We start from the raw sequence: 12,815 nt of genomic DNA, 5'->3' as shown, positions 1-12,815 counted from the left end.
CGCCGCGTCACCCGCGTACACGATCGCGACGGCCAGGCCCGTCACCCCGGCGACCAGCCGCCCGGGGCGGAACTCATGACACCGCACGGGCCACCTCCACCTGTCCGACGACGATCCGCAGATCCAGCTCCACCGTGCCGCCCGGCCGGACACCCGCGAGCGGCGGGACGGTCCGGGTGACGTCCCGGTCGGCCGCCAGCCCCAGGTCCCCGCCGCGCTCCTGCCCCGTGGGGTCCGAGTCCGCGGCGGGCACGGCCGGGAGCCGCACGTCCCCGAGGCCCGTCCGCGCGCGGACGTGAACGGTCACGTCGGCGGGCACGGTCACGACGATCCGGCCCGCCCCCGCCTCGGCGGCCACCCGCACCGTCCGGCCGGGCGGCACGTCCAGGCGCGCCAGGTCGAGCGTCCCGACACCCGAGTCCACCGTGTAGCGCGGCCGCACGTCCGCCAGGGACGCGGGGGACCATTCCGTACGGGTCCACACCGTGCCGATCTGCTGCGGCACCGCCGACGCGGCGGCCAGCAGCAGCGCCGTCACCACGGTCATGAGAATCGTCCCGGAGCCGGTGCGCCCCAGGAACGAACTGACGGCCAGACCCATGGCGAACACCGCGAGCGCCGGCACGAGCCCGTACTGGAGGCTCACGCCGAGCGGATGCCCGCCCCAGGCGGCCGTGGTGCCTATGCACCCCGCCACCACCGCGAGGAACAGGACGGCACCGCCGATGGACCGGGGCCCGCGCGCCACAGCGGCCGGGGCGGCGTCCGGGACCGGGGGAGCGGGGGCGGACGGGGAAGCCGGGGCGGCCGAGGCCGGTGGCAGACCCCACGGCACGTGCCGGTTCACCGTCCCGGGCGGCGCTCCCTCGGGGGGACCCCACACGTAGCCGACAGGAACGGGCCCGGTCGAGCCGTCCTTGACGATCCGGTCCCGCCACCAGGACGGGGAGTCCGGTGGTGGCGGCGCCTTGGTCTCCGGCGGGGCGTCCGGACCCGCCGTGTGCACCGCGTCGGCCTCCGCCCGCTCCCGGGGCGCGGCGTGCCGTCGCCGCTCCGACCAGACGGCCGCGCCGCTCACCGCGCACACGAGGAGGATCGCGAAACCGATCATCCCGCCGTTGCCGCCCACCATCGACAGGAACAGCCCGCAGCCGACCAGCGCCATCAGCACGGCCACCAGCGACGAGCCCTCGACACGTCCGGTGAGCAGCCGCCGCGCCTCGTTCTCCTCCTCGCCCTCGGCGGGGAGGCACAGCCAGGCGAAACCGTAGAAGACCAGGCCGATGCCACCGGCCGCGGCGAGCACCCCCGTCGCGACGCGGAACACCACCGGGTCCAGGTCGAAGTGCCGCCCCAGGCCCCCGCACACCCCGGCCACCACCTTCTGCCGCGGCGTGCGGCGCAGGGGCGGCGGAGGGGGCGGCGGCAGGTGGGGCGTGGCCTCGGGCGCCTCCGGTGGGGTGGGCGTAGCGCTCGTCATACGACCATGGTGACCGGCCGCGGCCCGCGACGGCACCCGCCACGACCCTGGCCCGTCCCTGATATTCCGCCGCCCCACCCTGAAGGGTCGCGGACGGTGCGAGGCGGTCCGGCGCGGTCGCGGGCGGGGGTGGTGCCTCGGGGCCGGTCAGGGCCTTCTCAGGGCCGGTTCAGGGATCGACCCTGATGTCCCGGCGGTCGCGGCGTGTGACGATCGCTCCATGCCAGTCACCGCTCGCATGCCCGAGACGACCGACGATCCGCCCGTGCGCAAGCTGTACCGCAGCGCCGACGGCCGGATGCTCGGTGGTGTCGCGCGCGGCCTGGCCGGACACCTCGGGCTTCCCGTCGTATGGGTACGGCTCGCGTTCCTCGGGCTGTTCCTGGCGCACGGCCCGCTCGGCGTCCTGTTGTACGCGGCGTTCTGGATCGCCGTCCCGCTCGGCGTCGGCGGCCGTTCCCAAGAGGCGAGGACGCTGTTCGAGACGACATCCGACGGGCGACGGCGCCTCCGCAAGCCCGACCGGGGGCAGGTCGTCGCGCTGATCGCGCTGCTCGTGGGCGCGGCCGTGTTCGCCGGGACGGCCGACCTGGGCGGCGACGCCAACCGCTATGTGTGGCCCACCCTCCTCGTCGGCGTCGGCGTGGTCCTCGTGTGGCGGCAGGTGGACAACGCCCGCCGCGCCCAGTGGACCGACTCCGGCCGCCGCAAGCGCCTGTTCCAACTGGCGCGGGGCCTGGCCGGGGTGGCGCTCGTCGGCATGGGCCTCACGGTGTTCCTGCTGGTGCGCGGCTCCGTCGCCCAGCTCGGCACGGCGCTGACGGCGGCGATAGCGGTGCTGGCGGGCATGGCCCTGCTCGCCGGGCCGTGGCTCGTACGGATGTCGCAGGACCTGACCGAGGAGCGGACCATGCGCATCCGCGCGCAGGAGCGGGCCGAGGTCGCCGCGCACGTCCACGACTCGGTGCTGCACACGCTGACGCTGATACAGCGCAACGCCGACGACCCCTCCGAGGTCCGCCGGCTCGCCCGCGCCCAGGAACGGGAGTTGAGGAACTGGCTGTACCGGCCCGAGGGTACCGGCAAGGACGAGGCGGACGAGCCGGACACGCTCGCCGACGCCGTCCGCAAGGCCGCCGCCGAGGTCGAGGACAAGCACGGCGTCCCGCTGGAGGTCGTGGTCGTCGGGGACTGCCCGCTCGACGAGGGGCTGGCCGCGCAGATGCAGGCCGCGCGCGAGGCGATGGTCAACGCCGCCAAGTACGGTGGCGGGGGCGGCGCCGTGCAGGTCTACGCGGAGGTGGAGGGCCGTACGGTCTTCGTGTCCGTACGGGACCGGGGGCCGGGCTTCGACCTCCACGCGGTGCCCGACGACCGGATGGGCGTACGCGAGTCGATCATCGGCCGGATGCGGCGCTACGGCGGCACCGCGCGCGTACGGTCGGCGCCGGGCGAGGGCACCGAGGTGGAGCTGGAAATGGACAGGTCGGAGGAGGCGGACGGATGACGACGGTGGGCGGACAGGCGGCCGGGGGGTCGGCCGAGAACGGACAGGCGGCCGGAGAGACGGCGGAGCAGGGACAGGCGGCCGGGGAGGCGGCGGAGCAGGGGCAGGCGGCCGGGGAGGCGGCGGAGCGGCGGGTGCGGGTGGTGCTCGTCGACGACCACCGGATGTTCCGCGCGGGCGTGCAGGCGGAGATCGGGCGTACGGACGAGACCGGGGTGGAGGTCGTCGGCGAGGCCGCCGACGTGGACCAGGCGGTGACCGTCATCCACGCGACACGCCCCGAGGTGGTCCTCCTCGATGTGCACCTGCCCGGCGGCGGCGGGGTGGAGGTGCTGCGCCGCTGCGCGCCGCTGGCGGCGGCCGGGGAGAACCCGGTGCGGTTCCTGGCGCTGTCCGTGTCGGACGCGGCGGAGGACGTCATCGGCGTCATCCGGGGCGGTGCGCGCGGGTACGTCACCAAGACCATCACGGGCAGGGACCTGATCGACTCGATCTTCCGGGTGCAGGAGGGTGACGCGGTGTTCTCGCCCCGCCTGGCCGGTTTCGTGCTGGACGCGTTCGCGTCCACGGACGCGCCGCCCGTGGACGAGGACCTGGACCGGCTCACGCAGCGGGAGCGGGAGGTGCTGCGGCTCATCGCGCGCGGCTACGCGTACAAGGAGATCGGGAAGCAGCTGTTCATCTCGGTGAAGACGGTGGAGTCGCACGTCTCGGCGGTGCTGCGCAAGCTCCAGTTGTCGAACCGTCACGAGCTGACCCGCTGGGCCACGGCCCGCCGCCTGGTCTGACCCGCCACGGGCCCTACCAGCCCGCCACCTGGTCTGCCCCGCCGCCTGACAGGTAGCGCCCGCTCGGTGCGACCGCCGGGGGCGCGGCCGCCGGGAGGGCGGCAGTGGAGGCGAGGGCCGTGGGGTGGTGCGTCCGTGGGGTGGGTGCGGCCGCGGTGGCGCGGGCCCGTCGCGGCGCGGCGCTTTGTGGTGTGACCGCCGCGAAGCGCGGCAACCCGAAAGGCCTTCGGGCCCTCCTACTGGCCGTGATGAGCCTGACGGGTACTCCCTTCTTCGTGACGGCGATCGTGCTCGCCGTCCTCGCGGTCGTGTTGCCCCTCGCGCTGTGGGGCCGGGTGCGGGGGCCGCTCCTCGTCCGGGGTCTGGCGCGGCTGGCGATGGTGGGGTTCGCCCAGATGACGGCGATCCTGCTGGTCTTCGTCGCGGTCAACAACGCCAACGGCCTGTTCACCGACTGGGACGACCTCCTCGGCCGCGAGGACCACATCGCCGCCGCCCCGGACCTGGGCCCGGACGGCCTCGGCGGCCGCCGGATCGCCGACCTGCCGAAGACCACGCAGACGTTCCGCCCGGCCAGCGCGGTCCCCGACGCGCGGGTCCGCACCACACTGCTCAAGGGCCAGGTCTCGGGTGTGACCGCCGAGGTGTACGTGTGGCTGCCGCCGCAGTACGACGACCCGGCCTACCGGGACGTCAGGTTCCCGGTGGTGGAGCTGATCTCCGGCTACCCGGGCACCCCGGCGTCCTGGTTCGCCGGGCTGCGCGTCACCGAGCGGCTGGAGCCGCTCATGCGGAACGGGACGGTGGCGCCGTTCATCCTGGTGGCACCGCGCACCAAGCTGCTCGGCGACGCGGACGCGGGCTGCGCCAACGTGCCGGGCGTCGTCAACGCCGAGACCTGGGTCGGCGTTGACGTGCGCAAGATGGTCACCGACCACTTCCGTGCCGTCACCACCGCCGACGGCTGGGCGGTCGCCGGGTTCTCGGCGGGCGGGCACTGCGCGGCGAAGGCCGCCCTGGCGCACCCGGACCGCTACCGGTACGCGATCAGCATGTCCGGCTACAACGACCCGGCCACCGAGCCCGACTCGATCACCGCCAAGGATCCGGCCCTGCGCCGCGCCAACAACCCGCTGACCCTCCTCCGCGAGGCCCCCGCGCCGCCCCGCCTGTCCCTCCTCGTCACGGGTGACGGCGACGACGGCTACCGCCAGGGCCTGGAGCTGAGGGCCGCGGCCCGGCAACCGACCCGCGTCGAGGTCCGCCGGGCCACCGGCGGCCACCGCACCTCGACCTGGGCCGCCCAGGTCCCGGCGGTCTTCACCTGGCTCACCACCCGCCTGGAAGGCGCGGGCGCGGCAGCGTCCCGGCTCCAGCGGTGAACGGCCCGGGGACGGCAGGGCCGAGCGGACACGGGACCGCAGGCCACGGGGGAGAGGGGCGTCAGGCGACGCGGGTGGCGCCCGCCCAGGGCATCTCGTCGATGGACGCGATCCGGACCGTCGAGCCCGTGCGGGGCGCGTGGATCATCTTGCCGCCGCCGATGTAGATGCCGACATGGCTGACGCCCGGGTAGAAGAAGACCAGGTCGCCCGGGGCCAGCTGGGAGCGGCTGACCCGCTGCCCGGCGTTGATCTGCGAGTACGTCGTGCGGGGCAGCGACACCCCGGCCGCCCGCCACGCGGCCTGGACCAGCCCCGAGCAGTCGTAGCCGGAAGGACCGGCCGCTCCCCAGACGTACGGCTTGCCGATGGCCCCGTAGGCGTACGAGACCGCCCGCGCCGCGCGTGAGGTCGGCGCCTGGACGCCGCCCGGGGCCGACGCCGTACGGGTGTTTCCGCCGCTGCGGGCGGCGCGGTCGGACGGGGACGCGGAGCCGGGCGCGCGGTCGGGCGCGGCCGGACCGGCCGCCTTCGCGCGCGTGGCGGCCTCGTACGCGGCGCGCTCGGCGGCGGTGAGGCGGGCCAGGAGCTTCTCGGCGGCGGCCAGCCGGTTCCTTACGGCCGCCTTCTGCCGCCGCAGCTCGGCCTCGTGGCCCCGCAGCTCCCGTACATGCCCGTCCGCCTCCGCCCGCAGTTGGTCGATGCGCACGAGCTGGGCGCGCAGGGCGGCCATCGTGTCGGCCTGCCGCTCGCCGATCCGCTCGGCGAGTGCGGCGCCCCGCAGGTACCGGGCGGGGTCGGAGGAGAGCGCCAGTTGGAGGGCGGGGCTCAGTCCTCCGGCCCGGTACTGGGCGGCGGCGGTGGAGCCGAGGGCGTCGCGGCCGGCGTTGACGCGTTCGGTGCGCCGGGCGGCCTCGTCTCGGAGCGCGTTCAGCCGGGCCCGCGCCGTGTCCGCCTTCTCCTTGGTGCCGTTGTACTTCTCGGTGGCGGCCTCCGCCTCCTGGTGGAGCCGGTCGACCTGGGCCTTGACCTGGGCGGCGGTGGGGCGCGGGGCGGCGTGCGCCGGGCCCTCGAAGGCGGTGGCGGTCGCCGCCCCGGCCAGGGCCAGGGTGGCGGCCGTGCGCCCGGCCTGACCGCCGAACGCGCGCTGCCTGGGCTTCCGATGCGCTGCCACGGGGGCGCTCACTTCCCTTCGCTCTGTGCTGCGGTGGCGCCGGAGGGGACCGGGCCGCCTGGGGGAGGACGCTAGGCGGGCGGGTCCGGCAGAGGTGACGGGGTGACCGGAATTGGCCGCACCTGGAGGTTCCGGTGCGTCTTGCGGTCGCACTCCGACAATCGGAATCACGTATTCCGTATCGCGTGTGACCGTTGTGGCGAAAGAGGTGGCCCTGGCTGATGGGCGGTGGTATGGCCGGGGCTAGGCTCCGCCCCATGAACGTCCTCATCAACGTCTTCGTCGCCCTGCACGTCATCGGTATCGCCGCCCTCCTCGGCGGCTTCCTGACCCAGATGAAGGCGATCGGCCCCGGCACGGCCCGTATGGTTCCGGCCATGCTGCACGGCGCGCTGACCATGCTCGTCACCGGCATGGTCCTGGTCGGCCTCAACCAGGCCGAGGGCGCCACCGTGGACAACGTCAAGATCGGCGTGAAGCTGGCGCTGCTGGTGGTGATCCTCGGCCTGGTCTACGTGAAGCGGGACGACGAGCGGGCCGGGAAGGGCCCGTTCATCGCCGTGGGCGCCCTGACGATGGTGAACATCTTCATCGCCACCCTCTGGACCTGACCGGCGGAGCCCTGGACCGTCAGGCGGGCCGGACGGCGCCGTGAAGGGGCAGGCGGGCGACCGGTTCCTCGCGGACGGTCCCGCCCGGCCTCGGGGCGTGGATCATGCGGCCGTCCCCGGCGTAGATCCCGACATGGCCGCCGTCGTCGTGGAAGAAGACCAGGTCACCGGGGAGCAGCTCGCCCGACGCGACCCGTCGGCCCGCCTCGGCCTGGCCCCCCGTGGTGCGCGGCAGCTCCACGCCGGCCGCCTTCCACGCCGCCTGCGTCAGCCCCGAGCAGTCGTACGAGGACGGGCCCGCCGCGCCCCGGACGTACGGCTTGCCGACCTGCGCCCGGGCGAACGCCAGGACCTTCCCGGCCTTGGCGGCGTACGCGGGGTCACCCGTCTCGGCCGTGCCGCCGTACGCGTCGCCGTACGAGGAGCCACCCGCCCCGGCCGTGCCGCCGCCCGTACCGCCCGTACCGGACGAGTCGCCGCCGGTATCGCCGTCCGTACCGGACAAGCCGCCGCCCGTGCCGAACGCGCCGCCGGTCGTGGCCGGGGCACCCGGGAGCGCGGGCCCAGGCCCCTCCGCCACCGCCACCGCCCGCTCCCCGGCCCGGTCCGTCAGCCGGTCCAGCAGGGCGCCCGCGCGCACGAGCTTCGCCTGCACGGTGCTCTTCGCGGTCCGCGGCACGGCCTGCGAGTCGGCCGGTGACTCCGGTCGCCGTGCCGTCTCCAGCTGGCCCGCTGCCTTCGCCCGGCCCTCCGCGACCAGCGGCGCCCCCGGCCTGTGCTGCGGCGCCGCGTGCCCGCCGAGCGCCCCGCGGGTCCCGTCGAGGGGCCGTGTACGCCACGACGCCTCGTCCTGCCTGCCGACGGCCTCCTTGGCGGGGCCGTACCGCCGCGTGGCCGTACCGGCCTGCCGGTACAGGTCGTCCACCTTCCGCTGGACCTCCTCGACGCTCGGCCCGGCGCCGGGCGCGGAGTCGGCCACCGGGGCGGCGCCCGCGCCCTGTGCGGACAGGAACGTCATCGAGGCGACGGCGGCGGTGGTGAGACCGACAGCGGGTGACTGCGCACCGATCATGCGTGTGGTGGTCCTGCCGCGCGGCTTGCGATGCGATGCCAAGGCTCGGCATCTCCTTCCGTGGACCGCCTACCGGGTTAGCTGACGGGTTCGGGCGCGTACGGAAGGTGCCCTACGACCGAGCCGCGGGAAGCGGCACGGGCCGATTCACCCCGATGGTGCTGGGTGGGTCCCCGGCTCCGGGCGGTGGCGCGCGCCTGCCGTGGGCGGGCAGGCGGCGGCGCGCCGGATTCGGCGGCGGCGGCCCGGTCGGCGTGGGTCGCCGAAAAGGGGGACAGGCCGCTTGGGCGAGCACGCTAGCCAACCTGTGGCGGCGCTGTGAAGGTCGTCGCGCGATATGCCCGATACGTTTCCGTGTCCTGGCCGTAACCGGCGCCACCGTCCATGCGCGACCGCCTCCGGCCCCCGCGTGCCCCCGCGCGGTCGCCTGCCCGTCGCTCAGCGTGAGGCGGGCCGTTCCGGCCCGGGCTGTCAGTGGGGCCGCCTAGACTCGGTAGGCGATGAGCAGCCTCTTTGACGACAGCTTCCTGGCGGACCTCCGCAACCACCCCGCGGAGGAGCCCCCGCCGCCCGAGGACTCCGAGGTCCCCCCGGCCGCGGAGGAGGTCCCGTACGACCTCTTCGAGGGGAAGTTCGACGTGCCCCCGGCCCGCGACCCGTACTACCGGGACGGCTCCCCGCGCCCGGCCGTGGACCCGGACGCCCTGCTCGACGGGCTGAACGAGCAGCAGCGCGCCGCCGTCGTCCACCACGGCACGCCGCTGCTCATCGTCGCGGGCGCGGGTTCCGGCAAGACGCGGGTGCTCACCCACCGCATCGCCCACCTCCTCGCCACGCGGAACGTGCACCCGGGCCAGATACTGGCGATCACGTTCACCAACAAGGCCGCGGGCGAGATGAAGGAGCGCGTCGAGCAGCTCGTCGGCCCGCGCGCGAGCGCCATGTGGGTCATGACGTTCCACAGCGCCTGCGTCCGCATCCTGCGCCGCGAGTCGAAGAAGCTCGGCTTCACGTCGTCGTTCTCGATCTACGACGCCGCCGACTCCAAGCGCCTGATGGCCCTGGTCTGCCGCGATCTGGACCTCGACCCGAAGCGGTATCCGCCGAAGTCGTTCAGCGCCAAGGTCTCCAACCTCAAGAACGAGCTGATCGACGAGGAGACCTTCGCCGACCAGGCCGCCGACGGCTTCGAGAAGACCCTCGCCGAGGCGTACCGGATGTACCAGGCGCGGCTGCGCGAGGCCAACGCCCTGGACTTCGACGACATCATCATGACGACGGTCCACCTGCTCCAGGCGTTCCCGGACGTCGCCGAGCACTACCGCCGCCGCTTCCGCCACGTCCTCGTCGACGAGTACCAGGACACCAACCACGCGCAGTACACGCTGGTGCGCGAGCTGGTCGGCCAGCCGGGCGGCGACGACGACCCGGTCCCCGCCGAGCTGTGCGTCGTCGGCGACGCCGACCAGTCGATCTACGCCTTCCGCGGCGCGACGATCCGCAACATCCTCCAGTTCGAGGAGGACTACCCGGACGCGACGACGATCCTGCTGGAGCAGAACTACCGCTCCACGCAGACCATCCTCTCCGCGGCGAACGCCGTGATCGAGCGCAACGAGAGCCGCCGCCCCAAGAACCTGTGGACCAACGCCGGCGAGGGCGCCCGCATCACCGGGTACGTCGCGGACACGGAGCACGACGAGGCGCAGTTCGTCGCCGAGGAGATCGACCGGCTCACCGACGCTGGCGAGGCGAAGGCGGGCGACGTCGCCGTCTTCTACCGGACCAACGCCCAGTCGCGTGTCTTCGAGGAGATCTTCATCCGCGTCGGCCTGCCCTACAAGGTCGTCGGCGGGGTCCGCTTCTACGAGCGCAAGGAGGTCCGCGACATCCTCGCGTACCTGCGCGTCCTGGCGAACCCGGAGGACGCCGTCCCCCTGCGCCGCATCCTCAACGTGCCGAAGCGCGGCATCGGCGAGCGCGCCGAGGCCATGATCGAGGCCCTCGCCCTGCGCGAGAAGATCACGTTCCCGCAGGCACTGAAGCGGGTGGACGAGGCGTACGGCATGGCGGCCCGCTCCGCGAACGCCGTGAAGCGGTTCAACACGCTGATGGAGGAGCTGCGCACGATCGTCGAGTCGGGCGCGGGCCCCGCCGTCGTCCTTGAGGCGGTCCTGGAGCGCACGGGCTATCTCGCCGAGCTCCAGGCGTCGACGGACCCGCAGGACGAGACCCGCGTGGAGAACCTCCAGGAGCTCGCCGCCGTCGCCCTGGAGTTCGAGCAGGAGCGCGGCGAGGGCGAGGGGACGGGCACGCTCGCGGAGTTCCTGGAGCAGGTCGCGCTCGTCGCGGACTCGGACCAGATCCCCGACGGCGACGAGGACGGCGACGGCGTCATCACGCTGATGACGCTGCACACGGCGAAGGGCCTGGAGTTCCCCGTCGTGTTCCTGACCGGCATGGAGGACGGCGTGTTCCCGCACATGCGCGCCCTCGGCCAGACCAAGGAGCTGGAGGAGGAGCGGCGCCTCGCGTACGTGGGCATCACCCGTGCGCGGGAGCGGCTCTACCTGACGCGGTCGGCGATGCGCAGCGCCTGGGGCCAGCCCTCGTACAACCCGCCGTCGCGGTTCCTGGAGGAGATCCCGCCGCAGTACCTGGAGTGGAAGCGCACGGGCAGGATGGCCGCCGCGCCGTCCGCACCGTCGAGTCCCGCGTCGGGGATCGCCGCGTCCCTGTCGGCGTCGCGCGCCCGCTCGGGCCCGTCCGGTTTCGCGACGCGGCGGACGATGGACAAGCCGGTGGTCTCCCTGGCGGTCGGCGACCGGGTCACGCACGACCAGTTCGGGCTCGGCACGGTGATGGAGGTGACGGGTTCGGGCGACCGGGCCCAGGCGACCATCGACTTCGGCGACGCCAAGCCGAAGCGGCTGGTGCTGCGGTACGCGCCGGTCGAGAAGCTGTAGCCGGACGAACGGGGGCGGGTCGGCACCGGGGCCGAGCGGATGGGCCCGGCCGGCCCTGCCCTGCGGGGCGCGGCGGTGACCAGCCGTGAGGTGGGTCAGCCCGTGGGGTTGAGGCCGTGGTTGCGGAGCCACGCCTCCGGGTCGATCGCGGCGCCGCCGCCCGGCCGGACCTCGAAGTGCAGGTGCGGGCCGGTGGAGTTGCCGGAGTTGCCCGAGTACGCGATGACCTCGCCCGCCTTGACGGAGCCCGAGCGGATCTTGGCGCTGCTCAGGTGGCAGTACCAGGTCTCCGTGCCGTCCTTGGCGGTGACGATCACCATGTTGCCGTACGCGCTGTTCCACTGCGTCCGTACGGTGCCGTCCGTCGCCGCCATCACCGGCGTGCCGTACTGGACGGGGAAGTCGATCCCGGTGTGCAGGGACATCCAGTTGACACCGGCCTGCCCGTAACCGGCGCTCAGCTGGCGCAGTTCCACGGGGAGCGCGAACTTGGGGCGCATGGCCTCGCGGCGCTTCGCCTCCGCCTCGCGCTTCTTGCGCTCCGCCTCCTGGCGGGCCTTGAGGTCGATGCGCTCCTGGGTGCGGCTGGCGCGGTCGCTGAAGTCGAGGGCCTCGGCGTCGAGCGCGGCGAGCTGCGTGTCGAGCGCGCTGTTGGCGACGGCGGGCTTCACGGAGGCGGGGTCGGCGGCGGTGACCGCCTTGCCGTCGTCCTTCTGCTCGGTGCCGGTGAGCCCGCTGACGGACGCGGCGGCGATCCCGGCGACGCCCATGACGCAGGCCGACGGGACGGCGACGGTCAGCAGCGCGGAACGCCGGGCGGGGGTACGGCGCCGGCCACGGCTGCCGCCCGCGCGTCGGGCCGGGCGTGCGGCGGAGGCGGCACCGACGGCGACGGTCTCGTCCAGCGCGTCCAGCGCCTCCGTGGAGGGGCCGTCGTCGTCGTCCGCCTCGGCGTCGTAGCTCTTGAACGCCTCGAAGTCGCCGAGGTCGTCGAAGCCGCCGAAGCTCTCGGAGTCCTGGGAGTCCCCGGAGTTCTCGGACCCGTCGAAGTCCTCGTGGCCGTCGGCGCGCGGGGCGCCGTCGTCGGACGCGGCGTCGTGGGCGGTGTCGGTGTCCGGCTCCGTGTGGAGGCCGTCGTCGACGGTGGAGTAGTCGTACTGCTCGGGGACGAACGCCCCGGTCTGCTCGGCCTCTTCGGGCGCGTAGTTCCAGGCGGTGGCGTCGTAGGCGCCGGTCTCGTAGGACCCGGTGTCGTACGCGGGAGTCGCGTCGAAGGCCGTCGTCTCGTAGGTCCCGGTGCCGTACGGATCGCCGCCGTACGTCTCGGAGCTGGGCCCGTACCACTGGCCGGTCGTCTCGTACGTGGGAGCCGTCGCCGCGTAACCCCGGTCGTCCTGCTGCTGCGTCCAGTTCGCCGCGTCCCACTGGCCGGACTGGCCGGACTGGTCGGTGTACGCGCTGTACGGGGTGGTGGTGGACGCGTCGGGCCACTGCGCGGCGTCGTACTGGCCGCCGAGCCCGTTGTCGTAGCCGCCGTAGAGGGGGTCGGCCGACTGGTAGGCGCCCGTGTCGTGGGAACCGGTGTCGTACGCGGCGGTCGGGTAGCCCCCGTTGTCGAAGCCGTCCTCGCTGGTCGTGAAGCTGCCCGTGGCATACGCGTCGTCTCCGACGTAGCCGGCGTGGGGGTGCTGGTCGTTCACCAACTTCTCTCTCGCCTCGGCAGCAGGACCAGTTCCGGGCCGGCCCTGACGGGGACCCGGAGGGGAAGCAGTGGGCGCGACTGTACCCGGCGGTATGCGCAACCGACAATCTTCGGCGGGGTTTACGGCTCGCGG

Annotated in this window: 9 protein-coding genes and 1 riboswitch; of the genes, 5 read left to right on the top strand and 4 right to left on the bottom strand. The window is 74.1% G+C overall.

The features are described from left to right. Positions 1-73 precede the first annotated feature (73 nt). Positions 74-1,480 carry a PspC domain-containing protein gene (locus tag J116_RS10050; RefSeq protein WP_028963898.1) on the bottom strand — a complete coding sequence of 469 codons (1,407 nt, stop codon included), beginning with the start codon at positions 1,478-1,480 and terminating at the stop codon, positions 74-76. 220 nt (positions 1,481-1,700) lie between these two features. Here J116_RS10050 and J116_RS10045 point away from each other — a divergent pair, with 220 nt between their 5' ends. The 3 genes from J116_RS10045 to J116_RS10035 all read left to right on the top strand — a co-directional run bounded on the left by J116_RS10045 (position 1,701) and on the right by J116_RS10035 (position 5,157). Next, positions 1,701-2,987, top strand: a complete 1,287-nt coding sequence (locus tag J116_RS10045; protein WP_023586961.1) for an ATP-binding protein — start codon at positions 1,701-1,703, stop codon at positions 2,985-2,987. Beyond that, positions 2,984-3,775 (top strand): LuxR C-terminal-related transcriptional regulator, encoded by a 792-nt coding sequence (locus tag J116_RS10040; RefSeq protein ID WP_023586960.1) that lies wholly within the window; start codon positions 2,984-2,986, stop codon positions 3,773-3,775. The genes J116_RS10045 and J116_RS10040 overlap by 4 nt, the downstream gene beginning before the upstream one ends. 275 nt (positions 3,776-4,050) lie before the next feature. Beyond that, complete coding sequence (locus J116_RS10035) at positions 4,051-5,157, top strand: alpha/beta hydrolase (RefSeq protein ID WP_235617335.1); 1,107 nt, start codon at positions 4,051-4,053, stop codon at positions 5,155-5,157. A gap of 61 nt (positions 5,158-5,218) precedes the next feature. Here J116_RS10035 and J116_RS10030 read toward each other — a convergent pair whose 3' ends face one another. Then, on the bottom strand, positions 5,219-6,331 hold the full coding sequence (locus J116_RS10030; RefSeq protein WP_023586958.1) for a C40 family peptidase: 1,113 nt from the start codon (positions 6,329-6,331) through the stop codon (positions 5,219-5,221). 257 nt (positions 6,332-6,588) lie between these two features. Between J116_RS10030 and J116_RS10025 the strand changes: the two genes are divergently transcribed. Beyond that, positions 6,589-6,942, top strand: coding sequence for a hypothetical protein (locus J116_RS10025; RefSeq protein ID WP_023586957.1), 354 nt, complete (start codon positions 6,589-6,591; stop codon positions 6,940-6,942). Positions 6,943-6,961: 19 nt separating this feature from the next. Here J116_RS10025 and J116_RS10020 read toward each other — a convergent pair whose 3' ends face one another. Continuing rightward, entirely contained in the window at positions 6,962-8,056 is a 1,095-nt protein-coding gene (locus J116_RS10020) for a C40 family peptidase (RefSeq protein ID WP_028963897.1), read from the bottom strand. Positions 8,057-8,064: 8 nt separating this feature from the next. Beyond that, positions 8,065-8,216, bottom strand: a riboswitch (cyclic di-AMP (ydaO/yuaA leader). A 298-nt stretch (positions 8,217-8,514) separates the two neighbouring features. Between J116_RS10020 and pcrA the strand changes: the two genes are divergently transcribed. Next, positions 8,515-10,980 carry a DNA helicase PcrA gene (gene pcrA, locus J116_RS10015; protein ID WP_023586955.1) on the top strand — a complete coding sequence of 822 codons (2,466 nt, stop codon included), beginning with the start codon at positions 8,515-8,517 and terminating at the stop codon, positions 10,978-10,980. A 95-nt stretch (positions 10,981-11,075) separates the two neighbouring features. Here the strand turns inward: pcrA and J116_RS10010 are convergent, their stop codons facing one another. After that, on the bottom strand, positions 11,076-12,680 hold the full coding sequence (locus J116_RS10010) for a M23 family metallopeptidase (protein ID WP_023586954.1): 1,605 nt from the start codon (positions 12,678-12,680) through the stop codon (positions 11,076-11,078). Positions 12,681-12,815 lie beyond the last annotated feature (135 nt).

It is taken from the genome of Streptomyces thermolilacinus SPC6, assembly GCF_000478605.2.
Lineage (GTDB): Bacteria > Actinomycetota > Actinomycetes > Streptomycetales > Streptomycetaceae > Streptomyces > Streptomyces thermolilacinus.
This window is presented reverse-complemented; position numbering and strand designations above follow the sequence as displayed.

Excerpts from the sequence above, each read along its gene's own strand:
- J116_RS10050 (WP_028963898.1), bottom strand. The coding sequence starts at position 1,480 with ATGACGAGCGCTACGCCCACCCCACCGGAGGCGCCCGAGGCCACGCCC.
- J116_RS10045 (WP_023586961.1), top strand. The coding sequence starts at position 1,701 with ATGCCAGTCACCGCTCGCATGCCCGAGACGACCGACGATCCGCCCGTG.
- J116_RS10040 (WP_023586960.1), top strand. The coding sequence starts at position 2,984 with ATGACGACGGTGGGCGGACAGGCGGCCGGGGGGTCGGCCGAGAACGGA.
- J116_RS10025 (WP_023586957.1), top strand. The coding sequence starts at position 6,589 with ATGAACGTCCTCATCAACGTCTTCGTCGCCCTGCACGTCATCGGTATC.
- pcrA (WP_023586955.1), top strand. The coding sequence starts at position 8,515 with ATGAGCAGCCTCTTTGACGACAGCTTCCTGGCGGACCTCCGCAACCAC.